This is a genomic window from Kamptonema formosum PCC 10802, from assembly GCF_000332335.1.
Lineage (GTDB): Bacteria > Cyanobacteriota > Cyanobacteriia > Cyanobacteriales > Oscillatoriaceae > Oscillatoria.
This window is the reverse complement of record NZ_KB235948.1, coordinates 4,902,830-4,928,397: the sequence shown is the minus strand read 5'-3', so window position 1 is coordinate 4,928,397 and position 25,568 is coordinate 4,902,830. Positions and strand designations below refer to the sequence as shown.

The 25,568-nt window shown below is 55.5% G+C and carries 24 protein-coding genes; 9 read left to right on the top strand and 15 right to left on the bottom strand.

What is annotated here, in order from left to right; all coding sequences use genetic code 11:
• The first annotated feature begins 280 nt into the window (after nucleotides 1–280).
• The 4 genes from cpeB (at nucleotide 281) to OSC10802_RS41135 (ending at nucleotide 4,046) form a co-directional block, all read left to right on the top strand.
• Nucleotides 281–814: a phycoerythrin subunit beta gene (cpeB, locus tag OSC10802_RS0121600; RefSeq protein ID WP_017718850.1), complete on the top strand. Its 534-nt coding sequence runs from the start codon at nucleotides 281–283 to the stop codon at nucleotides 812–814.
• A gap of 155 nt (nucleotides 815–969) precedes the next feature.
• Nucleotides 970–1,464: a C-phycoerythrin subunit alpha gene (gene cpeA / locus OSC10802_RS0121595; protein WP_017718849.1), complete on the top strand. Its 495-nt coding sequence runs from the start codon at nucleotides 970–972 to the stop codon at nucleotides 1,462–1,464.
• Nucleotides 1,465–1,610: 146 nt separating this feature from the next.
• Nucleotides 1,611–2,894, top strand: coding sequence for a C-phycoerythrin alpha-cysteine-82 phycoerythrobilin lyase CpeY (cpeY, locus tag OSC10802_RS0121590; protein WP_017718848.1), 1,284 nt, complete (start codon nucleotides 1,611–1,613; stop codon nucleotides 2,892–2,894).
• Nucleotides 2,895–3,200: 306 nt separating this feature from the next.
• Complete coding sequence (locus OSC10802_RS41135; RefSeq protein ID WP_017718847.1) at nucleotides 3,201–4,046, top strand: HEAT repeat domain-containing protein; 846 nt, start codon at nucleotides 3,201–3,203, stop codon at nucleotides 4,044–4,046.
• Between the two features lie 41 nt (nucleotides 4,047–4,087).
• Here OSC10802_RS41135 and OSC10802_RS0121580 read toward each other — a convergent pair whose 3' ends face one another.
• From OSC10802_RS0121580 to OSC10802_RS41125, 8 genes are all read right to left on the bottom strand, one after another.
• The gene (locus tag OSC10802_RS0121580) at nucleotides 4,088–4,417 is read right to left on the bottom strand and encodes a hypothetical protein (protein WP_017718846.1); all 330 of its coding nucleotides are present in this window, start codon (nucleotides 4,415–4,417) and stop codon (nucleotides 4,088–4,090) included.
• 55 nt (nucleotides 4,418–4,472) lie between these two features.
• On the bottom strand, nucleotides 4,473–5,075 hold the full coding sequence (locus tag OSC10802_RS0121575) for a chromophore lyase CpcT/CpeT (protein WP_017718845.1): 603 nt from the start codon (nucleotides 5,073–5,075) through the stop codon (nucleotides 4,473–4,475).
• A gap of 239 nt (nucleotides 5,076–5,314) precedes the next feature.
• A complete protein-coding gene (locus OSC10802_RS0121570; protein ID WP_017718844.1) occupies nucleotides 5,315–5,899 on the bottom strand; it encodes a phycobiliprotein lyase in 585 nt (194 codons plus the stop codon).
• A 15-nt stretch (nucleotides 5,900–5,914) separates the two neighbouring features.
• Nucleotides 5,915–6,853, bottom strand: coding sequence for a rod-capping linker protein CpcD domain-containing protein (locus OSC10802_RS53160; RefSeq protein ID WP_063711963.1), 939 nt, complete (start codon nucleotides 6,851–6,853; stop codon nucleotides 5,915–5,917).
• 102 nt (nucleotides 6,854–6,955) lie between these two features.
• Entirely contained in the window at nucleotides 6,956–7,720 is a 765-nt protein-coding gene (locus OSC10802_RS0121560) for a phycobilisome rod-core linker polypeptide (RefSeq protein ID WP_017718843.1), read from the bottom strand.
• A gap of 345 nt (nucleotides 7,721–8,065) precedes the next feature.
• On the bottom strand, nucleotides 8,066–8,935 hold the full coding sequence (locus OSC10802_RS0121555) for a phycobilisome linker polypeptide (protein WP_017718842.1): 870 nt from the start codon (nucleotides 8,933–8,935) through the stop codon (nucleotides 8,066–8,068).
• A gap of 337 nt (nucleotides 8,936–9,272) precedes the next feature.
• Entirely contained in the window at nucleotides 9,273–9,827 is a 555-nt protein-coding gene (locus OSC10802_RS0121550) for a phycobiliprotein lyase (RefSeq protein WP_017718841.1), read from the bottom strand.
• A 41-nt stretch (nucleotides 9,828–9,868) separates the two neighbouring features.
• Nucleotides 9,869–10,630: an ankyrin repeat domain-containing protein gene (locus OSC10802_RS41125; RefSeq protein ID WP_198525157.1), complete on the bottom strand. Its 762-nt coding sequence runs from the start codon at nucleotides 10,628–10,630 to the stop codon at nucleotides 9,869–9,871.
• A 377-nt stretch (nucleotides 10,631–11,007) separates the two neighbouring features.
• Between OSC10802_RS41125 and OSC10802_RS0121540 the strand changes: the two genes are divergently transcribed.
• Nucleotides 11,008–12,678, top strand: a complete 1,671-nt coding sequence (locus tag OSC10802_RS0121540; protein WP_017718840.1) for an MBL fold metallo-hydrolase — start codon at nucleotides 11,008–11,010, stop codon at nucleotides 12,676–12,678.
• A 168-nt stretch (nucleotides 12,679–12,846) separates the two neighbouring features.
• On the opposite strand, the gene OSC10802_RS50525 is transcribed toward OSC10802_RS0121540, so the two are convergent.
• From OSC10802_RS50525 to OSC10802_RS57215, 3 genes are all read right to left on the bottom strand, one after another.
• Nucleotides 12,847–12,993, bottom strand: coding sequence for a hypothetical protein (locus OSC10802_RS50525; protein ID WP_155968172.1), 147 nt, complete (start codon nucleotides 12,991–12,993; stop codon nucleotides 12,847–12,849).
• A 272-nt stretch (nucleotides 12,994–13,265) separates the two neighbouring features.
• On the bottom strand, nucleotides 13,266–13,577 hold the full coding sequence (locus OSC10802_RS0121535; protein ID WP_017718839.1) for a DUF6679 family protein: 312 nt from the start codon (nucleotides 13,575–13,577) through the stop codon (nucleotides 13,266–13,268).
• Between the two features lie 1,406 nt (nucleotides 13,578–14,983).
• Complete coding sequence (locus OSC10802_RS57215; protein ID WP_017718836.1) at nucleotides 14,984–15,589, bottom strand: hypothetical protein; 606 nt, start codon at nucleotides 15,587–15,589, stop codon at nucleotides 14,984–14,986.
• Between OSC10802_RS57215 and OSC10802_RS57210 the strand changes: the two genes are divergently transcribed.
• Nucleotides 15,482–15,829 (top strand): PAS domain-containing protein, encoded by a 348-nt coding sequence (locus OSC10802_RS57210; RefSeq protein WP_512699232.1) that lies wholly within the window; start codon nucleotides 15,482–15,484, stop codon nucleotides 15,827–15,829. The genes OSC10802_RS57215 and OSC10802_RS57210 overlap by 108 nt on opposite strands.
• Before the next feature lie 507 nt (nucleotides 15,830–16,336).
• On the opposite strand, the gene OSC10802_RS0121515 is transcribed toward OSC10802_RS57210, so the two are convergent.
• Nucleotides 16,337–17,221 (bottom strand): fructosamine kinase family protein, encoded by an 885-nt coding sequence (locus OSC10802_RS0121515; protein ID WP_017718834.1) that lies wholly within the window; start codon nucleotides 17,219–17,221, stop codon nucleotides 16,337–16,339.
• 129 nt (nucleotides 17,222–17,350) lie between these two features.
• A complete protein-coding gene (gene leuB / locus OSC10802_RS0121510; protein WP_017718833.1) occupies nucleotides 17,351–18,439 on the bottom strand; it encodes a 3-isopropylmalate dehydrogenase in 1,089 nt (362 codons plus the stop codon).
• A 597-nt stretch (nucleotides 18,440–19,036) separates the two neighbouring features.
• Between leuB and OSC10802_RS0121505 the strand changes: the two genes are divergently transcribed.
• The gene (locus OSC10802_RS0121505) at nucleotides 19,037–19,987 is read left to right on the top strand and encodes an ABC transporter ATP-binding protein (protein ID WP_017718832.1); all 951 of its coding nucleotides are present in this window, start codon (nucleotides 19,037–19,039) and stop codon (nucleotides 19,985–19,987) included.
• Between the two features lie 239 nt (nucleotides 19,988–20,226).
• Nucleotides 20,227–21,903: an ABC transporter permease gene (locus OSC10802_RS0121500; RefSeq protein ID WP_017718831.1), complete on the top strand. Its 1,677-nt coding sequence runs from the start codon at nucleotides 20,227–20,229 to the stop codon at nucleotides 21,901–21,903.
• Between the two features lie 221 nt (nucleotides 21,904–22,124).
• Here the strand turns inward: OSC10802_RS0121500 and OSC10802_RS0121495 are convergent, their stop codons facing one another.
• A complete protein-coding gene (locus OSC10802_RS0121495; protein ID WP_026098693.1) occupies nucleotides 22,125–22,583 on the bottom strand; it encodes a YjjA family protein in 459 nt (152 codons plus the stop codon).
• A gap of 324 nt (nucleotides 22,584–22,907) precedes the next feature.
• Here OSC10802_RS0121495 and OSC10802_RS0121490 point away from each other — a divergent pair, with 324 nt between their 5' ends.
• A complete protein-coding gene (locus OSC10802_RS0121490; RefSeq protein WP_017718830.1) occupies nucleotides 22,908–24,461 on the top strand; it encodes a hypothetical protein in 1,554 nt (517 codons plus the stop codon).
• A 112-nt stretch (nucleotides 24,462–24,573) separates the two neighbouring features.
• On the opposite strand, the gene OSC10802_RS0121485 is transcribed toward OSC10802_RS0121490, so the two are convergent.
• Nucleotides 24,574–25,485: a succinate--CoA ligase subunit alpha gene (locus OSC10802_RS0121485; protein WP_017718829.1), complete on the bottom strand. Its 912-nt coding sequence runs from the start codon at nucleotides 25,483–25,485 to the stop codon at nucleotides 24,574–24,576.
• Nucleotides 25,486–25,568: the final 83 nt, after the last annotated feature.

Sequence of the window (25,568 nt, the reverse complement as noted above, 5' to 3'; positions counted from 1 at the left end):
ACCTGCCCCTGCAAGGCGAGAGGCGAGGGCGACAGAGGGGCTCTTGGGGCTTCCTGAAGGGGTTGAGGGCTGCGGGAAGGCGGATAAATTCCACCGGCAGCGCCCTTTTGAGGCCCTCAACCCCCCCCACCCCCCACCCCCGGAACCGGGCAAATGTTAAAGATTGTTACTTTGTTTCTCAGAAATGAGACGGTGCCGTTCGCCATCGCTTATGTTCGATAGTGGCAGGTGAAACTGGCCTGCCAAAGCAGAACAACTGTAAATTGGGAAGGAAAACTGAATGCTTGACGCTTTTTCCAGAATTGTCGTAGGAGCTGATTCCAAGACAGCTTACGTTGGCGGTGCCGATTTGCAAAGCCTGAGAACCTTCATTGCAGAAGGTAACAAGCGCCTGGATGCAGTGAACGCCATCTCCAGCAACACCAGCTGTATCGTCTCCGACGCCGTTTCTGGCATGATCTGCGAAAACCAAGGCTTGATTCAAGCCGGTGGCAATTGCTACCCCAACCGCCGCATGGCTGCCTGCCTGCGCGATGGCGAAATCATCCTGCGCTACGTCGCTTACGCACTGCTGGCTGGCGATGCTTCCGTGCTCGAAGATCGCTGCTTGAACGGGCTGAAGGAAACCTACATCGCCCTGGGCGTTCCCCTCTCCTCTTCTGCGCGCGCCGTTGCCATCATGAAAGCCGCCTCAGTTGCTTTCATCAACAACACCGCAAGCAAGCGCAAGATTGAAACCCCGGCTGGTGATTGCTCCTCCTTGGCTGCAGAAGCTGCTAGCTATTTCGACCGGGTGGCTGCCGCTCTCAGCTAGTCAGACAGGTGGGCGGGTTGAAAAGCGCCCGAGAGCGAGCTGGCAGCCCTGAAAAGCGCCAACCCCCAACAGGGCAAAGCTTTCAAACCTTGAAACCGAAAAGTGTTCAATAACACTCAGCTAAAGTCAAAAACTATTCAGGAGATAACAGAAACATGAAATCAGTAGTTACCACAGTTGTTACTGCTGCTGATGCTGCCGGTCGTTTCCCCAGCGGTTCAGATTTGGAGTCCGTGCAAGGTAACATCCAGCGCGCCGCCGCTCGCTTGGAAGCCGCAGAAAAGCTGGCCAGCAACCACGATGCCGTGGTCAAGGAAGCCGGCGATGCCGTGTTCAAGAAGTACCCCTACCTCAAGAATGCCGGCGAAGCCGGTGAGAACGAGGTGAAGGTGAGCAAGTGCTATCGCGACATCGACCACTACCTGCGCCTGGTCAACTACAGCCTCGTTGTGGGCGGCACCGGCCCGCTGGATGAGTGGGGCATTGCCGGCGCTCGCGAAGTCTACCGCGCCCTCAGCCTGCCTACCGCAGCCTACGTCACCGCTTTCCAATTCGTTCGCGACCGCGCTTGCGCCCCTCGCGACTTGTCCCCGCAAGCCCTCACCGAATTCCGGGCTTATCTGGACTACCTGATCAACGCCCTGTCCTAATTAATTTTGCCGGCATCGCTGGCAATTAATTCGGCACTAAACTCCTAGTCTCGGGGGACTCTTAGCACATAGCAATGCCTGCAAAGGTAAAGTTATATGCCAAGAGTCCTCTCAGCATTTTGTTTGGTTAGCGCTCAGCCGTATTTATGGACAATCGGTTTTCAAATATATTTCCTGGACTGACAGAAGAGCGGGCAATCGAAATCCTAACAGTACCTTTAGAAGAACTGGAAGATAAATCAGAGCGCTACATTGCCGCTTCCCATTTGGTGAATTTTCCTACAGAGCGATCGATCAGCGCCCTGATCGCCACAGTCAAAGACCAAAATCCGGTTTTGGAACACCGGATCGCTCGGCGCAAAGCCCTGGAAACGCTGGGCCGGCTCAAGGCATCTCAGGCGCTTCAAGCAATTCGGTCATGTTTAGCCGATGCGGACGGTTACACAGTAGAAAATGCCGTGTGGGCGATAGGAGAAATTGGCAGCTCCGACCCAGAAATACTGGAGGAAATTGCCCAGCAGCTGGAAAAACCGGGGCAAACCTACCGGCTGATTATTCAGGTGCTGGCAAAACTAAACGCCCAGCAGGCTGTGGGGCAGATTGCTAGATTTACCTCAGATGACGATCCGGCAATCGCCGGTGCGGCGATCGCCGCTGTGTGCCAGCTGACAGGCGACCCCACCGGCATGGAGCGCGTGGTAGAATTTCTCCACCACCCGAATGTTAACGCCCGCCGGTCTGCCATCCAAGACCTGATGGACGCTAAATATTATGCCGCCATTGGGAAGATTGCCACCTGTCCCGTTTCCGTGGTGTTTCGGCTGCGGGGAATTCGCCACTTAGCCGATACCGGCGTGCCGGCGGGGCATCTAACATTTGCTCAAGTTGAGCCGGTTCTCGACCGGGTGATTCGCGACCACCCGGAAGACCTGCAGCTCGTGCATGAATACGACCAGCCGCCCACCCTGGAATTTGCCATTAACGAGCTGTACCAAACTGATTTTGGGCGCTGCTATTTGGCAACTCAGACCCTGCTGGATCTGTATCGGGACACCGCACCGGCAGCACTGCTGGCCACTTTTGCGGACAGGGCGCACAACGATTACGGCGCTCACTACCATGTCGTGAAACTGCTCGGCTGGCTGAAATACGCGCCGGCCTACGACCTGCTGGCAGAAGCCCTGCACAACCGGCGACCGCAATTTCAAAAATCGCGAGCCGGTGCGGCAATCGCCCTGGGAAATTTAGGCGACAAGCGGGCAATTCCGGAGTTAAAAGCCGGTCTGGAAACCAGCATCTGGGAATTGAAATACGCTTGTTTGATGGCGCTAGAGCAGTTGGGGGACAGCAGCGGAAACCAGCAGTGCGCCGGCGACTCAGATTGGCTGGTGCGGGCGAGAGCCACTCGCTTTCCTGTAGCTGCAGGGTGAGCCAGCAGTTTAAAACTCGTTCCGGAGCCTCCCGGAATGCCTTCCGGGAGGCTCCGACTCGCCCTCAAATCTGGCAATGTTAAGTTGAATCTCAAAAACCCCTAGAGAGCCGGCTTTATAGCAGTAGCCTCTTAGGGCGCGAACGTAGGAATTGCGTTCCCTCAGACCATGTACTTTAGGTTAAGATGTAGGAATTGCGTCTCGCCTGTCCCTCTACCTACTGCGACGTGAGATGCCTTGTCCATTCCTGAGCTGTCTATTGCTATAAAATCCTTGCATCCAAAATCCTTGCATCCAAAATCCAAAATGACTCTGACTGCGGATAAAAATCTCAGCGATTACAGCAGCCGCACGGTGGTGATTGAAGTCACCGGCGTGCGGCGTCAAAATGTAATGCGCAAAAGCAAGTATGCGGTGAGAGTGCCTTACAGCCGCCTCTCCCAAGCGATTCAGCACATTCACCGGACAGGCGGCAAAATAGTTAGTATTAATGTAATCTCAATAGCTGTAACTAAACCCTCGCAAGCAACAGCGGATGCCTATCCGCAGCTGAAACACCAGAATCCCAAACTGCGGGAGAGAGCGATGCGCCAGATTGCCGAGGAGCGCACAGCACAGACGATTCCCCAGCTGATGGCTATTTTGTCAAATGAAGATGTGGTTTACCGGCGAGCGGCGGTTCAGACGCTGGGCGTCATTGGGCTAGATGCCGTGCCGGTGCTGGCGCAGCAACTGGTTGGGAATGAGAGTGCCACAGTGCGAGCCAGCTGTGCCAAAGCGCTGGCGGCGATTGCGCTCAACTTCTCGGAAGAGAGCTTCCCAGAAGCCGGTTTGCAGGCTCTGCAAAAAGCCCTGCGCGATCCGGACCCGGTGGTTAAACTGGCGACAGTAGGCGCACTCAGCACGGTGGGAGCGCCGGCAGCAGATATCCTGCTGGAAGCGCTGCACATCGACGATATTGCCTTGCAAGTCGCGGCGGTTAGCGCATTAGGGTCAATTAGCGACCCGAAAGCTGCTGAGGCGCTTTCCAGTTTGGCCCAAAATCAAGACGCCGATCCCTACATCCGCGAATCCGCCCAAAGCGCCCTGTCACGTCTCGAACAAGTGACTCAGATGAATGCTGCCGCCGCTGCGAAGCGCGGGCGGGGCTGAGAAGTTGGGTGAGTTCCCTCAAGGAGCGCACCCCACACCCATCAGTGGTTGCGGAAGTTTTCCCGAGAGCAGCGGTCATCAAATTTGGTGTAAAAACCGCCGTATTTTATCCAGTATTGTTTCAAATCGTGCCCCGGCGTATGTAAACTGGCTTTTGCCTGATAGAGAATCACCTGCCGGTGATTCCCTATCCAAATTTTTTTTAGCGGATTGACGCAGATTAAAGCGCCTCCTAAACAGGTGACGCACTCAGTAAATCTCTCAACGGCTGAATACTCTACCGTCTCGAAGATAAAGAAATTTCCGGAACAGATCAAATGCCGGCTCCGTATCCAGCATTGCAGTTTTTTGCGAGCTTCTGGTGGCAACATTTTTTTTGGCTGCAGTTAGCACAGACATTTCCATTTCGTCCCACTTGACACTCGCTCAGAGCGATAAACTTACAGCCGGCAGTTCTCCGGCAAAACTTTCCCGTTTCTCAAACCGCAAAGGGCCTTCTTTTGACCCCCAAACATGCTCGTGAGTGCTCACATCAAAGCCCCGGTCTAAGCTCACCCAAGTGTCCTCCGTCAGCTCCACCTCACTCACGAGATAAGTCTGCCGACCGTTGCGAGGAATCAAACACCGGCACCCCGGCTCAACAGACCCTCGAAACAGGTCGCCCTCTCGCCGGAAAACCATTGAGCAGTGAAGCCGGCGCTGCGTGCAGTCGGGGGTAATTGTCTTGAGGATGTCCGGTTCTCGCCCCGCACCGGCATACAGTACGGGGTCTTTCAAACCGTAATTCTCCACATAAATGCAGTCGCCCATATCCACCAGCCGGTGGACGCCCTGCCGGTAGGGACTCCAGAGATCGTAGTCGTAGGCTTGCTCGGAATAAAAACCGATGCCAGAAAAGAACTCAAACGGGAGCGGGCGAAAAAAAATCCGAATGTGGGCGTAGAGTTGCGAGTTGGCAAACGCCTGCTTTTGGTTGCTAAAATCCCCCGCCATCCAGCGGGCCAGGTCGATTAAGTCATTCGATTTCATAGGTGTGCTGTGCGTTCGCCATACTTTAACTCTCCGGTCAAAACCTTTTGATTGGCTTCTTTACCCGCTAGCTGCAGATTCTCACTGATTTCTCAAGTCACCGTTAAGCCGGTGGCCAGAAACTTGATTAGCAACCGGCTTTCTTAAAGACCCCCGGTTTCTTCGCTCATTTGTCCAGAACCACCCGCACAAGAAACCCGGTTTCTTGTGGCGAGCGCTTGTTCTTGAGAAATCAGCGATTACGGACCGACTTCAGACGTCACTTTTTCATTATATCCCTCACTTGCAGTCCGCGACAGGGAGCGAATTTCTGAGGAAAACGAAGACGTTACCACGCCGGTCCCGTCACTGGTTTTGATCAGGGACACCCGCAACCGCAAATTCGGCGTCGCAAACCAAATCCGCTCCTCAGCTGTCGCCCGCTGATAAGCAGTCAGCAAAATAAAAGTGCCATCCTCCGTCAGCTGGTAGTCGCCAATCGCCGGCATCGTTTCAGCGTATCCCTGCTCTCGCAGCAATTTGCCTTTCCCCGGAGTTTCCGGATCGGGAACCGGAACTAGCACGCAGCTTCCGGAAAGCTTTTCGTCCTCGTTCCAGTCTGACTCACCCTCCCAGCTCATGCGAAAAGGACTTGTGATGGTTTGCGGGTCAACCTCACAAGACCGGCACAAGTCAAGCACACGTGGGTCGTCAGGGGTTAGCGGTTCAATATCAATCGTTGACCGCACTTCTTCAAAGTGGCTGAAAGCCAGATTGTGGCCGCTGCGCTGCGAGCGCCACCGGCCTATCGAAAGCTCCACGAATTGAGAAATGTTTATTGTCACAGCAAGTATCGCCTGTCAGTCACTGGACTTAGATTTGCGCCCTTTTTTGCTCCCAGTGTTTTTGGAAGTTTTTTTGGTCTTGGTTGAGAGCGTGCTGCTTTTGCCTTTGGCTGTTTTCTTGGCAGTCGTTTTCGGCTCTGGTGCGGCGGACTCTTCTGGAGCGAGTTCAGCAATCTTGGCAGCGCCTGAGTCAGGATCGGACACCGTCGGTGACACCGGCGCTGCCACCGGCGCTGCCACCGGCTCAATTGCCGGTGCGCTCGCTTCGGGCTCAATTGCCGCTGCGGCTTCCTGTTGCGCCGCCCCTTCTATCAATGGCTCTTGCTCCGACACCGGCGCTGCCACCGGCTCAATTGCCGGTGCGCCAGCTTCCGCCACCTCTGCCGCTGCGGCTTCCTGTTGCGCCGCCCCTTCCATCAATGGCTTAAGCTCCGACACCGCCGGCGCTGCTACCGGCTCAGTTGCCGGTGCGCCAGCTTCCGCCACCTCTGCCGGTGCGGCTTCCTGTTGCGCCGCCCCTTCCATCAATGGCTCTGCATCCGACACCAAGGCTTCCACCGGCTCAATGGGCGCAACAGTCGCCGGTGAGCGTTCAGCCAGATGAACCGCAGCGGTGCCGTTTTCTGGCGTTGGGGCTTCCACTTGCTCTTGGAGAGGGGCGGAAGGGGTGCCGGCATCAATGCTGTGGGGCATTGCCGGTGCCTCTTCCAGAACCGGCGCGTGTTCAAGAGCCTCCAGAGCGGCAGAGTGCGACAGCAGGGTCACACTTGCCACCTTGCCACCCATGCGGCTGATGCGCTGCATGGCGTCAGACAGGCGGCTGCAAGGAACTTTGACCGTATAGTGGCTGTGGCGCATTAGATTTTGACCGCACAGCCCCGTCACTTCAATCGCCACAGTCCGGTTCTCGTAGTCGCTCACGCCTGTAACGCCGGTGGTTCTCAGACCCAACATAGAAAAGCTCCTCGAATTTACAGAGTTATGAGTTTTGAGTTATGAGTTACGAGTTTTGATAACTCATAACTGATAATTCATAACTCATAACTCGTCCTTTTTCTAGGCTACCTCAGTAATGCTGACAATCTGGCCGCCCGTCTTGTGAATGCTCTGAATTTTCTGAGACAGCTGGTCGTAGCCCACCTCGTATGTCACGTTGCTGCGCTTCACGCGAGGGCCGGCACCTGGCTTAGAAACCGCGATGCGGAAGCGCTTGCCGGTGTTGCCGTAGTAGGCTCCGCTCCCAGAAACAGGAGGGGTGATTTTGGTGGGCAGATTTGCCGCCACCTCCCGGATCAGCTTTGCCTGGTTATCGCTGTCACTGCTTGCCGGTCCCCGCATCAGGGAGAACATCCGGTTGAACCCGACATTTTTAATGCCGACTTGCGTGCGTACAGAGCGCGGGTATGGTACAATGTTTTCCCCAAAATTTTGGAGATACTCTTCGCTATCGATGTAGGAATTGATTTCCGCCTCGTAGCCTTGCTCGCTGTAGATGCTGACGTGTTCAGAAATTTCCGACTGGTCTGCCGGAGCGCGTCCCAGCAAGTGCTTGAAGTTGAGCTCGATGAACCGGTACTGGGAAGCGGATTCAAAAAACCGAGAGCGATACAGCTCCGATTTGGCCACACTCTCAACGAATTGGCGGACGGTAATGTCCCCATTGCGCAGCAAGGATTCCGCGCTGGTCAGCCGGTCGCATTCCATCAAATGATCGTTGCCCAGCACCTGTTTGTAAACGGCCCGAATCACCACCTGCAAATCTTCTTCCGTTGCGTAAGGACGCCGCTCTACTGGAGTTGTTTCAACTGCCCACAAAGCCATAGTCATTTCTCCTGATTTTCACTTTCATCGACGAATGCGCCTTTTAGAGTTTTGATTCTAGATTGAGCGCCGCCCATCCGAATCGCCGCTCTCCAAATAGGCGCTCTAATAGTTGGTTCTTCCGCCCATCTATCAATCGGATTGCCCGTGGCGGTACTGCCCTAGATTATTCCCGTTTTTTCCTGATTTGATATCGGCTTTTAAAAACCCAACCTTTATGAACCTGTCGCCCCAGCCTAGGGTCTAGAGCTTTTTCCTGTTCTGAGGTTTGAGTTTCAGTTTTTAATCTGTTTCAATTCAAAACTCAAAACTCAACCCTCAGATTTTTTCGCAACCTCTATATTTCTATTCAACCGGCGTGATGCTGGCGATTACGCCGCCCATCTTGTGAATCCGCTGGTACTCTTTGGAGAGCTGGTCTTGCGGCACAAGATAAACCTGGTTGCTGCGCCGGAATTTGGAGACGCGATTCACCACATTCGAGCGGTAGCCGGTGACTTCGATGCGGAAGACCTTGCCTTCAGCATCAGCGCCAACCCCGTGACGGGCGCGAGCGCCCAGCGGCGTGTCTTGGAACGCCCAACCCTGGGAGCCTCCCGATGGCGGAACCACAGCGAGGGGAGTTTCCTGAATCACATATTTATTCAGCCGGGGGCTATTCCCTGCCAAATTGCCTTTCAGGTCGCTGCTCGAAGCACCGCGCAGAAGCTGGAATATGTGGGTAAATCCAACCATTTTCTTCCCCGGTTGGGTTTTGTAGCCCCGGTAGAACGGAACCGTATTTTCCCCATACGCCTGCTGGTACTCTTCGCTGTCGATGTAGGAATCAATTTCGTCATCGAAACCGCCTTCATCGAGGATGCTGCTGTGAGACTTCATCTCCTCGTAGCCATCGGGAGCGCGACCGAGCAGGTGTTTGAAATTCAGCTCAATCGCCCGGTAGCGGGGGCAATTGTCGAAAAACCGAGAGCGGTAAAGCTCCGATTTAGCGACTTGGCGCACAAACTCGCGCACGCTAATTTCGCCCCGCTTCAGCTGGGATTCCGGGACGGGGAGCCGCTCGCTCTCCATCACATAGGCATTGCCCAGCACTTGCCGGTAGACAGCCCGAATCACCGTTTCCACTTCCTCTGCGGAGCGTGCGGGCCACAACTCGACCGGCTCCGTATCTTCAAACAGGGCCACCCCTAACTGGGATGCGGGTCCAAAAGCCATTCAAATTTTCTCCTGAGCCACAAACTTTGCTGAGAAGGATGGCTGCCGGTGTTACAAAACTTAACAAGCTTGTCTCAGGGAGCTGGCCCAGGGCCTTCAGAAGACTCTGGCTTCCCAGAGGACATTTTTGTAGTTTTTCACACCTTTGCCCCTTCTTTTATACAATGCCCGACCGGCCCAAATCATAAAGAAATGTAAATTTTCTTCATACTCGTGGGTGGCGGCCTGAAAATTTCTCACAATGGCAGGGGGAGAGAGGGGGGAGTGGGAGAGACGCAAGAGGGGGAGAGGAACAAGAATGCGTCCCCCCCCACCCCATCCTGCCGGGCCCACGCTCTCAGACAGCTTTCTGCTCCACGCCAAAGCCAACCAGGACAGGGTTCTCCAGGGGCTGACCCTCAGGGGGGCGCTGGTAGCTGACAATCTTGCGGATGCGCAAATTGGGATTGATCAGAGAGATCGAATCGACCGCAACCACACGGGTGTAGTGGGTGGTCATCAGCAATTCTCGGGTTGCCGTGTCAAAGCGAAAATGAGAGATCATGGGTCTGGCCTCCTCGTAGGCTCTGTCCCGCAAGTAGTCCCCCTCTAAAATCGGCGAGTCAGAACTGACCGGCACAAACAGCAGATTCAGCTGTTGAGAGACTTCTTCCCCCTTTTCCGAAACCGTGTGAAAGGCCAGATGATATCCTGGCAGGCTGTCCAGCTCAGGAGGCGGCGTGCGCTCGTTGTCCTGCAAAACCTTGACCTTGAGATCGGCAGTCAGAGCTTCGACTGTAAACTCGGTGCGCGAGCGCTCCACTTGATTGTGAGTCAGGTAATGGTAGGTGCGCTCTGTCTTCCAAGTGCCGGCGCAACAGTCAAAAAAAAATTTAAACTGATCTAGAAACATTTCTCTTGCCTCTGCCGTCAAGTATCAGTTGTGCGAAACTCTCAATCCTCCAAAGTCATTAGTCTAATGACTAATGCCCAGTGCCCAGTGCGCAGCGCCCAGTAGGGACTGGCTATTCCACAGCACCGGCCCGCAACAGCAATTCTACGGCGTGCTGGGGGCGAAAAGACTTTTTCGCCTCGCTCAAAGGAGTCCCACCCCAGCGGTTCTTGACATGGACATCCGCGCCATTTTCCAGCAAAAGAGCCATCGTATCGATATGACGAAAGCGCCGCTGCCATCATCACAGGAGTCCAGCCACCGATGTTGTGGGTATTCACCCGAGCCCCACTGTCAATTAGGGCTTGGACGGTTGAGGTGTGGCCATTCTCAGCCGCCAGATACAGGGCCGTATCCCCAATATTATTGGTTGCGCTGGCATCGGCACCCAAAGCCAGCAGCAGGCGCACCAAATCAGTCCGGCCATGTCGGGCGACAGACATCAAAACCGTCTCCCCATAGCTGTTTCTGACATGGATGTCCGCCCCCGCCTCAATCAAAACCGCCACGACATCTCTGTAGTTAGACTCTGCTGCGTACATTAACGCCGTGTAGCCGGCCTCATTTTTCAGATTCACATCTGCCCCATGAGCCAGCAGGGTGCTGACGATATTCAGATAGCCCTCTGCAGCGGCCCACATCAGCGCCGCAGTGCCCCCATTGCCGAGGTGATTGACATCAGCCCCCCGATCGAGCAAGGCGTCCACCGTGGCGGCATCCCCCCGGAGCGCCGCCAAAATCAACTCATCGCCAATTGTTGCCATTCTTTTTCAGCTGTCAGGGATGTAATTGCTTTTGATTCGCACTCCCAGTATCTCGCGGTACGAGAGTCTGAATCGCGCACGGCCTGACGAGCCCCGGAGCAGTGCAGCAGCCCAAATTCGGCTCCGCCACGATGGGGGCACGGGCCACTCCCCAAGGCCGGCCCCGACCTTCGGTGCCCCAAAAAATTCGGCCACTGCAGGCGAGACCGGCATCCAGACACCCGCCCAACTGCCAGTAAGATAAGAGCATGCTTTGTCGCCAATGTTACCGGCAGCCCAGTCTGATAGCCAGATCCCGGGTTTGGGGCACTGCTGGCGGCGCTAGAACCTGAACACGGAAACTGACTATTCTCCAGGGGAGACTTGACGCGAACGAGATGGAGTTGCAATGTTTGCCCTATGGCGCAGGCCATGCAGATGAAGGGGTTTGCCTCCTGGTGCGGACTGGGCCATACCGCATCCTGCTGGACTGCGGTCTGAGAGATATTTCGCCCCTGACGGCAAATCCAAATCAGCCACCGGCAGATTTGGTGCTGTGCACTCACGCCCACCCGGATCATGCCAGAGGGTTGCTAGCACTCCACCGGGCGTTCCCGCAGCTGCCGGTGTACGCCAGTGAGGTGACAGCCCAACTGTTGCCCCTGAATTGGCCCGAAATAGAACCGGCAGCGCTGCCGCTATTTTGTCAGGCGCTGCCGATGCAATCGCCGGTGGAATTCTTTGACGGGCTGACGGCAAAACTGATCAGGGCCGGCCACCTGCCGGGCGCAGCGGCTATCTTGCTCACCCGCACCGCTGGCGGACAGAGCCACACGCTGCTGTACACCGGCGACTTTTTCCTCTCCAACTCCCGCCTCGCCGATGGGCTGGCCCTGGAAGAGCTGCGGGGGCTGGGGCCAGACGTGCTGATTCTGGAAGGCAGTTACGGCACGGCTCGCTACCCCCACCGGCGCAATCAGGAAAACCAGCTGGCAGAGCGGATTGAGGCCGCGATCCGGGAGCGGCGCAGCGTGCTTCTCCTGGCACCGGCCCTGGGTTTGGGCCAAGAACTGCTGATGCTGCTGCGCTCTCACCACCACTTCACCGGTCGCGACATCGATATCTGGGTGGACAGTTCCGTCGCCACCGCCTGCGACGCCTACCTGGAAATCCTCCCCCACCTGCCGGCATCGGTGCAGAATTTCGCCCGGCACCAGCCCCTGTTTTGGGACGAGCGAGTCCGCCCGCGCGTGCGCCGGTTGAGCCCGGAGCAGCGGGGGGCGATTGGCCAAACGCCCTGCATCGCCCTTGCCGGTGAAACCGCCGATTTGAGCGATTACTGCCATCCCGACACCGGTCCTTGGCTCGTCTTGCTGCCGGAACACCCCGGGCACCCGCTGCACCTGGACTCTCCCAACCTACAGCTGCCGGCTCAAACCCCCGCTACCATTGAAACCTATTTGCTCGCCGATCATTGCGACGGTCCGGGCACGACGCAGCTGATCCACAATCTGCGCCCCCAGCACGCCATCTTTGTCCACGGCTCCCCCACCTACCTGGCCGACCTGACAAATTTGGATGAGCTGCGCAATCGCTACCACTTGCACTGTCCCGCCGCCGGCACCCTAGTCGAGCTCCCCATCGGCGAGAAATTTCTCCAGCCAGAGGTTGCCGAGACGCACTACGAAGGCGAGCTGATGGAACAGGGGACAGTGGTGACCATTACCCTGCCCAATGCCATGAAGGCAGATCCGCGCTGGCAGCATTTTGCTGATACCGGCTTGCTTTTGGCCCGGTGGCAGGGTGAGGAACTGGTATTGCGCGGGCTGTCCCAGCGGGAACTCCTCAGCCAGTCCGACCGTACTGAGGTGCCCCCCGAGGCCGAGTGCTGCGGCAACTGCCGGTACTATCGGGGACAGCGATGCTGGAACCCCGCTTCGCCGCTGTTTGAGTTCAAGGTAACAGCCGATGGCTACTGTCCGGTTTTTGAGTCGGCTCACGCGCCCCCCCCATCACCGGCAGCCTCGGATGAGGAGCAGGAGGAAGCCGATCGAAAGGAGGGTTGGTAACAGCAGCTGATTTGTTAATATCCTCTCATCTATGCTATACTCTGCTCAGGACAGTCACCATGACCTGAGAGCCAAAGCCGGCTGGCTGCTCTGAAAAGCCCAAGACACTCACCATGACCTGAGAGCCAAAGCCGGCTGGCTGCTCTGAAAAGTTTAAGACACTTCCTTTTAAAAGAAGTTGGCTTTATCTTGAACTTGGCTATTGCGATCGCAGGATTTCCTCCGGGCATGGGTTAATACGCCTTGGCCTTTGAGAATTTCTCTCAGCTTATGTATTTGTTGATAACTGTTAAAGGTTGTTATAGCAGCAGTCATATTGGTGAGAACAATAGAAGCTTCGGGAGCGCGGGAGCAAGGGAGGCCGGAATGTAGGTTTCCTAAATGCTTACTGCTCTATAGACGTAGGGGGGACGTCCGCCGAACCTGAAGGTCTAATGTTCTAACCTAAGTGCATACTGCTATAGCACAAATGTATCGGAAGAACTCCCCTAAAAAGGCAGTGGGTGTCGCCAAGCGCGACACCCACAAACGGTGAGGGGTGAGGCGCGGAATTCTCCCGCTCTCCCCTGCTGTGAAGTCCGGTGTCCCTAGTCCTGAGGGAAATCTGGGAACGAGTTGCGAATTTGTTCAGCTTCTGGGCAATCTTCAGAAACCAGGGGCTCAGCGTTGCCTCGCGGCACGGAAGCTAGCTTCTGGGTAATCGCACCAATGCTTTCTAGGCGAACCATCTCTTCCCAAGAGCAAAGTTCGTCTTCTTCGTCGGTTTCGTAGCGCAGCGTCACCAAGTCTCCCTCAATGTCAGTGATGCGAGCGCGTTCAATCCAACGCTGCTGGTCCCGCAAGAAAATAGAGACTTCACGACCGTCGCAACAGAGTTGATATATCTTGCGGTTTAGCATAGTGATTCTCCTGAGGAGGTAACTTTTTCAACGAATGTCAGTATTCTATTCTCAGACTTAACCTTTTAGCGAGAGAAACAGATTCAAGCCAAAGGTGACTTCTCGAATCTCGCCTACAGAGCTAACAGGGATTCAGTTTTCAGCTACTTCTTCCTTCTTTTCTCATTGCCTGCAAACCGTATTAATTTTTCTGATTCGCTCTTACCGCAGAGGCGGTCAAGCCAGCCGGCCCCACTCGAAAAGCGGCTTATTTCCACCGGCAAGGGTGCCAGCGCAACAGGCCGGCTCTCATTTTGAATCAGGGGATTCCACTGCACGCACTTGAATTGTATCTTATACTATTCATTGTACCCTGCCGGCAGAGCAACTACCAGAATTCGAGCGAATCTCTCGCCTCACGGATACCTGCTCGATCTGCCGGACTTTGACCATTCACGCATTTAATTTTTCTATTTAGGTTGATGCGCACAGGGTTAGAAGATTGTAGATTTTAGTAATTTACGGTTCTTTCCCAGTCTGGTTAATAGCGGATTAAATGCAGTTAAGCTGCAATTAACCCCTCAAGGCACCGGCGGCCTTTCCTCTGCGCTCACGCTGCCCTCCGCCCGCCTCCTCCGGGCCACTCACATAAGCGCCGGCCCCACACGGAGGTCTCCGTGGGAGCATTCCAATGCATGCAAAAATCTTATCACCCGGTCAGCCAGAAAGAGGGAGAGGTTTCAGGTTTCAGGGTTTAGGGTTGAGATGGCAAAACGCGCCCAAAGGGCGCTCCACCGTGCCAACACCCCACACCCTCACCCTATTGTTTCACAGCACCCCCCACCGGGCCCCTGAGGGGACGCCCCCCGACCGCCCGAGAATTAATCCGTTTAATTAATTTTTAAACGCCCCGCGCCAAGAACCCTGTTAATCTTGCAAAGCATTATAGCAGTAGGCACTTAGGTTCGTACATTTCGGCCTCTTTTGCACCCCCGCACTCCGGCTCCTATCGTCCTAACCCATATTACTACTGGGATATAGACGTAGGCCAGCGTCTGGCTGCCCTGAAGGTCTAATGTTTTAACCCAAGTGAATACTGCTATACCTGGGGGCCACTCGAAAAGAAGAAGCTTATAAGCGGAATAGAGAAGTGGCAAACCGCTGCCTGACCGGCCCATCCCAGGGGAACTGAATGAATTAAATGAGGCAAAACTTTATTATCTAACAAATTCAGAGTTTTCGAGCTCAAACACAGACAAATTTATCAGTCTGGCTGTCAGAGCTGCTGTCAGTCCCACAGTGGCGGTGGGGTAGCGCATCCGCAGCACCGCCAGCACCGGCTCGTCTGGGCCGACAGTTTTGTTACAAAATCAAAACAATCGGGCTCGCCCTCACAAGTTTTTCACGGAGGGGGGCTAAATTTCAATCTATAGCCAGCAAGCGCCTAGTTTGAAGAGAGTGGCTGAGCTTTTCTCAAGGCTAGACTTCAAAACTCCCGATTGCGGGGAATCGCTCTGGCATGCCGAGTGTGCGGGGGGAAAGCGGGCGCGGCAGCCGGAGAGCGCTACCTTAACGTTTGATGTCCCATCACAGCAGGAGCCCCGAGCCAGAACCCCCACAGCCAGAAGCAATCGCCGGCTGCACGGGTAGCGAGAAAGCGGAGTGAGACAGGAATGGCGCACCCCTGGTTTCTCGGCGAGCCCCCAGTCAGTCAGGGCAGTCAGTATCCAGCTCAGAGATCCCGGAGCGAGGGCTTGTGGAATAACAAGCCCTCGAAGATCTCCACTTTTGACGCTCAGCTCAGTGCTGGCACCCTGCGCGACTGCCAAAGCAACCTCGCTGCTTTGCGCTGGCTGGTTCGCGAAGCAACCTCCCGCCAGCAGGCTTCCGAAATGCTGCAACTCCGGGAGCGAGTCCTGGAAAACATGCCCTGTGGCGTCAGCATTTCCGACGAGAACGGTTTCATCCGCTTTGCCAATCCGGCATTCGAGGCCATGTTCGGATACGCCCCAGGCCAGCGAACCGGCTCCCATGTCTCAATTGTGCACCAGGCTGACCGGCTACAGCACAGAAGAACGCCCTCTGTAACTTGCTCGGTTACACGAGGCAAGAAATTCAGGGACTTGCCAATTTTCTGGAGTTGGAAATTATGGAAAGCACTCTCATGCAGAATGTGGAGTTTGCTAGTGACATGCTGCGCGACTGGGAAGGAATGGGCGCTCACATTTCTATGGATGATTTTGGCACCGGCTACCCTTCGCTCAGCGCTCTGAAGCGATTTCCTTTGCACACACTCAAAATTGACCCGTGTTTTGTTCGCGATTTCAAGAATAACCCGCAGGATGCGGCGATTATAGCAGTATAGCAGTATGCACTTAGGTTAGAACATTAGACTTTCAGGTTCGGCGGACGCCCCCCCTACGTCTATATAGCGGTTGGTGGCAGAGGGTGTGGAGACAAGCGAGCAACTGGACTTGTGGCGCAGTCTCCAGTGAGGAAATGCAGGGCTATTTGTTCAATCAGCCTCTCTGTGCGGAAGACGCTACAAAGTTTATTCAGGACTGTGTGCCGGTGCAAATGTTAGTCGCGCTCCCACAGTAGCGTTCCGGAGGAGCGCACCCTACCGGGAGCATCCCATTTTTGTACTCCCCCTCACCCCCACCGCCCGCACTTTGGGGTGAGGGGAGAATTATTGATTTTTTCCCCCCTCTCCCGCCCCCGGAGAGGGGGGTTGGGGGGGTGAGGGTGAAAATCTTTGCATGCATGGGGATGCTCCCACCCTACCCGCCAATATTCCCCAAAAGTTGCTCAATCATTCGCTCGGCTTGCGAGACATAACCGCCACCGAAAAGATTGAAGTGATTGAGAATGTGATATAAATTATATAGGGTTTTCCTGCGCGGATAGCCTTCATCTAGGGGCCAAACTTCGCTATAGCCGCGATAAAATACTGCGGGGAATCCGCCAAACAGTTCTGTCATGGCGAGATCGACTTCCCGATCTCCAAAGTAAGTGGCTGGGTCAAAAATTACCGGCTCTCCCTGAGCAGTAAAAGACGCATTTCCCCCCCACAAATCGCCGTGAACTAGGGAAGGTTGCGGCTGATAGCCGCTCAGCAGTTTTGGGATACCTTCCAGCAAGCGCTCTCCCTTGCTGAACTGGCCCCCCCGTCTTTTTGCCAGCTTTAACTGGTAGCCAATGCGGTGTTCCGCCCAAAATTCCGCCCAGTTAGCTGTCGGAGTGTTAATCTGGGGCGTCGAACCGATAGTGTTGTTGATTTCCCAACCGAACCCTTTGCCGGCAGGAGAGGTGCAGCGGTGCATTGCCGCCAGCTGCTGTCCCATTTTTTCCCACCCTTGAGTGCCGGCGCTCCCTCCCAAATCCAGCCACTCCAGAACTAAATAGGCGGAATTTCCTTCCGTGCCCGAGCAAACCGGCTTGGGAACGCGGATGGTGCCGGTCTGCCACATCTGTCGCAATCCCACCGCCTCGGCTTCAAACATGGCAATATCGGCGGCGCGGTTGAGTTTAATAAAGTAGGTGCGATTGCGGCAGGCAATTTCGTATCCCTGATTGATGCAGCCGCCACCGACTGACCGGCGGGAGTCAATTTGAAATTTCTCTCCTGTTATCCGGGTAATGTGTTCAGCAATTTTATCCCACATGGCTGTTATTATCTGATTTCGAGGGACAGGCGGGACGCTGGTCCTACGCCGTTGCCCCTCAGGACGTAGGGCAGGCGTCTCGCCTGCGCACCAAACGGAGGACGTAGTGGGACAGGCGGGACGCAGGTCCTACGCCCTGTTGAGCGCTTCGAGCAAAGCATCGCCCATTTGGCGGCAGCCGACCAGTTTCATCCCTTCTGACATAATGTCGCCGGTGCGGTACCCGGCATCGAGGACTTGCTGCGCGGCGAGTTCAATTTTGTCCGCTGCAGCCGGCTGGTTCAAACCGTAGCGCAGCATCATGGCGGCGCTGAGGACTTGCGCGATTGGATTGGCCTTGTCCTGACCGGCAATATCTGGGGCGGAACCGTGAACCGGCTCGAACACCCCGGGACCGGATGCGCCTAAACTGGCGGAGGGCAACATGCCGATACTGCCGGTGAGCATTGCAGCGGCGTCGGAGAGGATATCGCCGAACAGGTTGCCGGTGACAATGGTGTCGAACTGTTTTGGCCACCGCACTAGCTGCATGGCGGCGTTGTCTACATAGAGGTGCGACAGTTCCACATCGGGGTAGTCTTTTGCCAGAACTGTGATGCGATCTCGCCACAGCTGGGAGACTTCCAGCACGTTCGCTTTGTCCACCGAACACAGCTTGCTGCCCCGCTTGCGAGCGGTTTCAAACGCCACTCGCCCGATGCGGTCGATTTCTGATTCGGTGTACGCCATTGTGTTGACGCCGCGCTTCTCGCCGGTTTCGGTTTCAAAAATGCCTTTGGGCTGGCCAAAGTAAATGCCGCCGGTGAGCTCTCGCACCACCATAATATCGACGCCTTCGACGACTTCCCGCTTCAGGCTGGAGGCGTCCACCAGTTGGGGCAAAATTTTTGCCGGTCGCAGGTTGGCAAATAGCCCCAGCCCCGCCCTCAGCCCCAACAGTCCGGTTTCTGGGCGCTGGTGGCGGGGGAGGCTGTCCCACTTGTAGCCGCCAATGGCTGCGAGCAGCACTGCGTCGCTGTTGCGGCAGATTTGCAGGGTTTCATCGGGCAGGGGGTTGCCGGTGGCGTCAATCGCGACACCGCCCACCGGCGCGTCTTGAAATTCAAAGGATAAGTCTAGCTGTTGGGCAACCAGTTTGAGAATATCTACCGCAACAGCCATGATTTCAGGGCCAATGCCATCACCGGGGAGTAGGGTAATGCGGTAGTGCTGGGTCATAGTTCGTTTGGACTGGGTAAGTGTTTGAGGGCTGCAAGAAAATCAATAACCCCACCCCCTAACCCCCTGCCCGCACGCGGGGAGGGGGGAGGGAAGAGCCGACTCAGGCGCTGTGAAATGCCAGAATTTCTATCATAGCTGGCAAGTGTGCCGGTGGAGTTATTAAAATTTATTTAGCGTCGCCCGCACCGGCATGTCCAGCTTCCAGGGGCTCTCCGTCTGCGCCCGCAAGCCATGCCGTTTGTAGTTGGGCTTTAGCCCCACCCCGTTTGTAGTTGGGCTTTAGCCCCACCCCGTTTGTAGTTGGGCTTTAGCCCCACGCGCACTTCACCGAATCTTTAAAGATTATTGCAATTTCAGTAAAGGTGATGGCGAATGCTGTGGGGAAAGGCTAGGCTAGGAACAATCCTGCGATTTTACTGTCATCTCGTTTCCGGAGAATTGCTCTTAACTAATTTTTCTCCCCCTGCAAATAAGTGGGACGGGGGTGGGTGGCAGCTTGTAGGAGTGGCGTGTGCCACACTGTCCTGAAACCTGCAACCTGAAACCCCACCCCTAATCCCGCGCCCCCTAACCCCTGAAACGCCCCCAACAGCTATGGCAAAAGAACTGGCAATTGACACTCGCGGCGTCACCAAGCAATTCGACCGGCACGTCGCAGTCAGCGATGTGTATTTACAGGTGGAAATGGGCGAAGTCTACGGACTGATAGGGCCAAACGGTGCCGGCAAAACAACCCTGATCCGCATGCTGGCAACTGCAGAGGAACCCACCACCGGCGAAATTTATATTAATGGCGAACGGTTGCTCAGAGATCGCAGCAACCCAGAACTCAAGCGCCGGTTGGGATATTTGCCGGATGATTTCCCACTGTATGACGACCTGATCGTCTGGGACTATTTGGACTATTTCGCCAGACTCTATTATTTGCGGGAACCGCACCGCAGCCACCGGCTGCGAGAAGTGCTGGAACTGGTGCAGCTGACAAATAAACGCAACAGCCTGATTTCCACCCTCTCGCGGGGGATGAAACAGCGCCTCTCCCTGGCGAGAACTATTATTCACGAGCCGGTTTTGCTGTTGCTAGACGAGCCGGTATCTGGCTTAGATCCCATTGCCCGCATGCAGTTCCGCGAAATCATCAAAACCTTGCGCGAAGTGGGGATGACGATTTTGATCTCCTCCCACGTCCTCAGCGACTTGGCGGAACTGTGCACCTCGGTGGGAATTATGGAACTCGGCTATCTGGTGGAAAGCGCCTCTTTGGAAGAACTTTACAAACGGCTCAGCCGGCAGGAAATTTTTATGTCGGTTTTGGGTAAGCTAGAAGTATTGGAGGCTGAACTGAAAAACCACACCACAGTTGCTGGGTGGGAAGTGGTGCCCGGAACCCAAAATGTGCGGGTTCAGTTTTCGGGAACTCCAGAAGAGAGCGCGGCGCTGCTGCGGGCGCTTGTTGAAGCCGGTGTTCCCCTCACTGAATTCCACGGCACCCGACAGGATCTGGAAACCATCTTCCTGAAGATGGGACACCAGCAAGCCTCGTAAAGTAGGGTGCGATCCTCCCAGGAACGCACCGGCAGCATCCGTTTTTTGCCTGTCATCCCCCTCACCCCCCAGCCCCCTCTCCCACAAGGGGAGAGGGGGAGAAAGAAAAGAGGCTGTGGTCGATTTTCCTGGGGAGAGATGCTGCAGCAAAAGCACCCAGCGAACACCGGATCTCCCCTCTCAAATTTTACTCACTTCTCACCGCAATAGGCAAGCTATTATATCAGGAAGTATTTCAAATGTCAATCGCACTGATAAACCGGCTGGGCGACTGGAATCCCCAGCTATTGAGAGAGCTGAAAGGCCGGCTGAAATTCCGGAATGTGGCCCTGGCTGCTTCCCTGTCCCTACTGGGGCAACTGCTGCTGGTTATGTCTTTTGTCCGCCAGCTGCCGGTTGCGCCGATCGTGGGTAAATACATTTACTCAGACTACAGCAGGTACTGCACCGGCACTCCACCACAGAATTATTACCCTCACGACTATCTCTGTCTGCGAGATAACTTCGGCAATTTTGCCATTAACTGGGCGCACTGGTGGCTAGATGTATTCGTCTGGCTGAGTATAGCCGGCATGTTCGCCCTCTTAGTCGCCGGCACCTACATGGTGCTTGCTGACCAAGATACGGAAGATCGTCGCGGAACGCTCAACTTTATTCGCCTCAGCCCCCGGTCTGCTGCTACAATTTTGCTGGGCAAACTGCTAGGTGTGCCGGTGTTGCTCTACCTAGCAGGAATGCTCGCCATTCCCCTGCACTGGGGGGCGGGAATCGCCGCGCAAATCCCCCCGATTTTGATTGCAAGCTATTACGGAGTGCTGCTTGCCAGCGGTTTCTGCTTCTACAGCGCCGCCCTGCTATTCGGAACAGTCAGCAGTTGGCTGGGCGGATTTCAACCCTGGTTGGGCAGTGGCACGCTTTTCTTTCTCCTGTGTCTCGCTTTAAAACCGATACAGGAGAATGCCTCAGACTTGCTGAATCTTCTGTCTCCGTCTGCAACCCTCACTTCTGTGATTTGGGCTATAGGCTCACAGGAATTCTTCAGGAACCCAATCGACGATTTCGAGAAGTTGCGCTGGTTTGACCTGCCCGCCGGTCAGGGCGTTGCGGGTACAGTCGCCCTATCCTTACTCATTTACGGCTTTTTGACCTACTGGATTTGGCAGGCGCTCTTGCGGCGGTTTCCCAACCCGGGTGCCACCCCAATCAGCAAGCGCCAGAGCTATTTGCTAGTAGCGGGAGCGGAAATTTTGCTTCTGGGATTCGCCCTGAAAAACCCTGGGGAACCCGCAGGTTTCGCGAGCCTCTCGCTGTTAAACTTGCTGCTGTTTTTAGGGGTGACAGCCGCCCTGACGCCTAACCGGCAAGCATTGCACGACTGGGCGCGATACCGGCACGCAAACCTTCCCGCGCCTAAAGGCTTCTGGCACAATTCCTTAATGCGGGATTTGGTGTGGGGTGAAAAAAGTCCCGCCCTAGTCGCGGTTGGGATTAATCTCGCCAGCGCTACTGCCGTCTTGCTGCCTTGGGCGCTGCGCTGGAAGTACGCCTTTCCCAGTATTATCCTGGGGATGAATTTCATTTTAATCTATGCCGCACTCGCCCAACTCATGCTATTTGTGAAAACCCAGAAACCGGCAGTCTGGGCTGTAGGTTCCGTGGCAGCTGCCGCACTTTTGCCGCCAATCCTTTTAGGCTTGCTGTCTGCAACACCTGAGAAATACCCAGCGGTATGGCTGTTTTCAGCCTTTCCGGCATTTTGGTCTTGGGAGGCTCTCAACGCAGCACCGGCAGCGACAGTGTTTGCGGTGTTTGTCGCTCAGTGGTTAGTCTTGCTGGTGTTGAGCGTGCAATTGGCGCGAAAGCTGCGGCGTGCCGGTGAGTCTGCTTCCAAGGCGCTGCTCGCCGGCAAACAGTAGGGTGTGTTCCGCGATGCACTTTTCTAAGGAGCATCCCACTTTTGTCAGGACTTGCGCAAAGCCTCTATATATAGGGTGGGGAACGCGATAGCGTAACCGGCAACCACATTAAGTGTCGCTGCGCAAGTCCTGTTTGTAAATCTATCTCTTGCAGGAGAGGCGTTTTGTCTGCCTTTGCGAGCTATTTTTCAGGCAGCTCGTCCTGTAGAAAATGAATAGACTTACAAAATCGGCATGCTTCCGTCGGAAAGACTGCCGGCTCCGTCGGAAAGACTGCCGGCTCCGTCGGAAAGACTGCCGGCTCCGTCGGAAAGACTGCCGGCTCCGTCGGAAAGACTGCCGGCTCCGTCGGAAAGACTGCCGGCTCCGTCGGAAAGACTGCCGGCTCCGTCGTCGGAAAGACTGCCGGCTCCGTCGGAGACTGCCGGCTCCGTAGGAAAGACTGCCGGCTCCGTCGGAAAGACTGCCGGCTCAGCCGGAAAGACTGCCGGCTCAGCCGGAAAGACTGCCGGCTCCGCCGGAAAGACTGCCGGCTCCGCCGCCGGAAAGACTGCCGGCTCCGCCGGAAAGACTGCCGGCTCCGCCGGAAAGACTGCCGGCTGACTGCCCCATGCCCTTAGGACTATGCCATTTTTGCAAGCGCATTTCTTGTAGGACAAGCCTTTTACAGGAGCAGTCATATTGGTTAGAACAATAGAAGCTTCGGGAGCTCTGGAGCAAGGGAGGGCGGAATGTAGGTTTCCTAAATGCTTACTGCTATATAGACGTAGGGGGGGCGTCCGCCGAGCCTGAAGGTCTAATGTTCTAACCTAAGTGCATACTGCTATACCTGCCCTTGCGAGCTATTTTTTGGGCCGCTGGCGCGTCTGTGAAAATGAATAGACTGACCAAATCGGGATGCTCCCCTCTTCTAGCCCCCTTTCCGAAGTGCGTGGGGGGGGTGGGGGTGCGGTTCCCAGGATTGCGCAAAAAATAGAATTTGTTTATAATTGAGGAAAACTGCGATGACTCTACTGTTACGAAACCGGCTGACTGACTGGAATCCCCAGCTGTTCCGGGAGCTGAAAGGACGCCTGAAACCCCGGAATCTGGCGCTCGCCGTAACGGGTTCCTTGCTGGGACAGCTGCTCGTGCTATTCTATTTCTGGAGCCAGCTGCCGGTTGAGGGAAGCACCTACAGCTACTATTGCTTAAAAAACAGCAATTCCGACTGCATTCAGGACGCTCTGGGGAATTTTGCGATTAACTGGGCGGCGTGGTGGCTGGATATATTCAGGGTTTTGGGCTTAGGTTCATTCCTAATTCTGCTCATTGGCGGCGTCTACACCCTCGCCGCTGACTTAGCGGAAGAACAGCGACGGGGCACGCTCAATTTTATTCGCTTGAGTCCGCAATCGAGCCAGAGCATTTTAACCGGCAAAATCCTGGGAGTGCCGGCTTTGATCTACTTGGCGTTCGCCCTGTCGGTCCCCCTGCAATGGTGGGCCGGTTTGGCTGCCGGTGCGCCTTTCCCGGCTATTTTAGGCGGGTACACTTTCTCGGGTGCCGTTTGCTTTTTCTTCTACAGCGCCGCACTCCTCTATGTGTTTCTCGGGGGGGCGCAAGCGTGGATAGCAGCCCTTGTCGCCTGGTCTTGCGGATGGCCATTTATAATGATGGCTGGCGCTATTGTGGCTGAAACGACGGAGAAAGACTTTGACTGGAACAAGGAAAGCGGTTTAGCCCTGTTATGTGGCTTTGTCCTTATCAATGTCGGTCTGTGGACTTACGGAATTTGGCAAGCCCTAAATCGCCGTTTCTGCAATCCTAGCGCCACAGTTCTCAGCAAGAAACAGAGCTATTTTGCGGTGGCTTTATTTCAACTTTCTCTGCTAGTTATTGCTCTGCCGTCCCTCACTTCTTCCCCCTCAAAGAATAGCCTTTTTGAACAGCTGTACGTGGTGGCTATTTTGAACCTGTGCTGGTTTCTGGCGATGATTGCGGCGATGTCTCCTGACCGGCAGGCACTGCTAGACTGGGCGCGTTACCGCAGCACCGGCACGCAATCCTTCCAGAATCGCTCAGTTGTGTCGGATTTGATTTGGGGTGAGAAGAGTCCGATGCCGGTGGCAATCGCCATTCAGCTGGCAATTGCCGCTGCGCTTTGGGTGCTTTGGATTTTGCTGTGGCCACAAAATGAGGGCAAACTGCAAGCAATTTTAGGTGTGATTGCGGGCGTGAATTTGCTGCTCATCTACGCCGCGCTCGCCCAACTGATGCAATTGATAAAAGCTCGCAAACCGGCAATTTGGGCAGCCGGCGCTGTGGGCGCGGCGATTTTCTTGCCACTCGCTGTTTTCCTCGTGCTGTCGGCTACCGCTGAAAAAGTGCCAGTTCTGTGGCTGTTTTCCATTTTCCCCTGGCTGGCGCTGGAACACGCTTCGGCAACAACCGTTTTCCTGGCATTTATCGCTCAGTGGAGCATTCTGGGATTGTTGAGCGCCGTTTTGGCGCGAAAGTTGCAGCGTGCCGGTGAGTCCGCTTCCAAAGCGCTGCTCGCCGGCGCGACAAGAAGCTAAGAAACCCGGTTTCTCGTGAAGCTAAGAAACCGGGTTTCTGAATCAAGCTTTCGGGTGGGAGACAAACTCTGTCGCAGAAACCCGGTTTCTGTCTCACAAACCCGGTTTCTCGTTATTTCCTTCCCTTGTGACCGGACTTTTTGAGCACTTTTTTCACCAGATCGGGAATCTGGGAAGGGCGCGAAGCCACCGGCACCTTCGCGTCCTTAAAAGCGGCAATTTTGCTTTCAGCGGTGCCCACATCCGCCCCCAAATCTGCCAGCTGGGCGGTAATCACCGCACCGGCGTGACCCAGACGTTTGCCCTTGGGGGCGTACTGGCCGGCGACATAAGCGATTGCCGGTTTGTCAATCGTTTCTGCAATGTATCGCGCTGCGGCTTCCTCACTGGTGCCGCCAATTTCCCCAATCAGGACAATCGCCTCGGTACTCTCATCTTTGTTGAGAATTTGCAGCCATTCCACAAAGGAGGAGCCGACAATCGCATCGCCGCCAACGCACACGCACAGGGACTGGCCCAAACCCGCCTGAGTGAGTTCGCGAGCAATTTCACAGATCAGGGAGCCGCTGCGACCGATCAGCCCCACTTTTCCGGGGGTGTAGAACTCAGGGGGATGGATTCCCAGCAAAATTTTTCCCGGCACAATGATGCCGGTTGAGCTAGGGCCAATCACTGAGGTGCCGGTTTCCCCGGCTTTTTTGACCAGAGAAACCATATCCAGAGGCGGCACTCCTTCGGTGACGATGGCAAGCAGGCGGATGCCCGAGGAGATCGCTTCCAGCGCCGCATCCAGCACCGAGTAAGGCGGCACGAAGATGGCACTGGCGTCCACCTTGCCAACCGCCTCCAGCGCCTGCTCCACCATGTCGAAAACGGGAATCTCGCCTGGGGTTTCCCCGCCGAACCCCGGACTGACACCGGCCACCACATGGGTTCCGTAAGTCTTCATCAAAACTGCGCCGGTTGCTCCCGCCGGCTGCGTGATGCCCTGTATCAAAACCTTGCTGTCTGCCCTCAAGTTCATCTCGCACCTCGCAAAAATTAACACTTCCAGACTTACGCATTTTAAAGGCGGGTTGAGGGGGTGAGGGGGTGAATCAGAGCCCG

Coding starts and splice junctions, on each gene's coding strand:
- OSC10802_RS0121560 (WP_017718843.1), bottom strand. CDS start 7,720: ATGGCTTTGTGGGCAGTTGAAACAACTCCAGTAGAGCGGCGTCCTTAC.
- OSC10802_RS50525 (WP_155968172.1), bottom strand. CDS start 12,993: ATGACTGCTGCTATAACAACCTTTAACAGTTATCAACAAATACATAAG.
- OSC10802_RS0121500 (WP_017718831.1), top strand. CDS start 20,227: ATGTCAATCGCACTGATAAACCGGCTGGGCGACTGGAATCCCCAGCTA.
- OSC10802_RS0121550 (WP_017718841.1), bottom strand. CDS start 9,827: ATGTTTCTAGATCAGTTTAAATTTTTTTTTGACTGTTGCGCCGGCACT.
- OSC10802_RS57210 (WP_512699232.1), top strand. CDS start 15,482: ATGCCCTGTGGCGTCAGCATTTCCGACGAGAACGGTTTCATCCGCTTT.
- OSC10802_RS0121515 (WP_017718834.1), bottom strand. CDS start 17,221: ATGTGGGATAAAATTGCTGAACACATTACCCGGATAACAGGAGAGAAA.
- cpeB (WP_017718850.1), top strand. CDS start 281: ATGCTTGACGCTTTTTCCAGAATTGTCGTAGGAGCTGATTCCAAGACA.
- OSC10802_RS0121580 (WP_017718846.1), bottom strand. CDS start 4,417: ATGTTGCCACCAGAAGCTCGCAAAAAACTGCAATGCTGGATACGGAGC.
- OSC10802_RS0121495 (WP_026098693.1), bottom strand. CDS start 22,583: ATGACTGCTCCTGTAAAAGGCTTGTCCTACAAGAAATGCGCTTGCAAA.
- OSC10802_RS41125 (WP_198525157.1), bottom strand. CDS start 10,630: ATGGCAACAATTGGCGATGAGTTGATTTTGGCGGCGCTCCGGGGGGAT.
- OSC10802_RS41135 (WP_017718847.1), top strand. CDS start 3,201: ATGACTCTGACTGCGGATAAAAATCTCAGCGATTACAGCAGCCGCACG.
- cpeA (WP_017718849.1), top strand. CDS start 970: ATGAAATCAGTAGTTACCACAGTTGTTACTGCTGCTGATGCTGCCGGT.
- OSC10802_RS57215 (WP_017718836.1), bottom strand. CDS start 15,589: ATGGGAGCCGGTTCGCTGGCCTGGGGCGTATCCGAACATGGCCTCGAA.
- OSC10802_RS0121535 (WP_017718839.1), bottom strand. CDS start 13,577: ATGCTAAACCGCAAGATATATCAACTCTGTTGCGACGGTCGTGAAGTC.
- cpeY (WP_017718848.1), top strand. CDS start 1,611: ATGGACAATCGGTTTTCAAATATATTTCCTGGACTGACAGAAGAGCGG.
- OSC10802_RS0121555 (WP_017718842.1), bottom strand. CDS start 8,935: ATGGCTTTTGGACCCGCATCCCAGTTAGGGGTGGCCCTGTTTGAAGAT.
- OSC10802_RS0121575 (WP_017718845.1), bottom strand. CDS start 5,075: ATGAAATCGAATGACTTAATCGACCTGGCCCGCTGGATGGCGGGGGAT.
- leuB (WP_017718833.1), bottom strand. CDS start 18,439: ATGACCCAGCACTACCGCATTACCCTACTCCCCGGTGATGGCATTGGC.
- OSC10802_RS53160 (WP_063711963.1), bottom strand. CDS start 6,853: ATGTTGGGTCTGAGAACCACCGGCGTTACAGGCGTGAGCGACTACGAG.
- OSC10802_RS0121505 (WP_017718832.1), top strand. CDS start 19,037: ATGGCAAAAGAACTGGCAATTGACACTCGCGGCGTCACCAAGCAATTC.
- OSC10802_RS0121540 (WP_017718840.1), top strand. CDS start 11,008: ATGGAGTTGCAATGTTTGCCCTATGGCGCAGGCCATGCAGATGAAGGG.
- OSC10802_RS0121485 (WP_017718829.1), bottom strand. CDS start 25,485: ATGAACTTGAGGGCAGACAGCAAGGTTTTGATACAGGGCATCACGCAG.
- OSC10802_RS0121490 (WP_017718830.1), top strand. CDS start 22,908: ATGACTCTACTGTTACGAAACCGGCTGACTGACTGGAATCCCCAGCTG.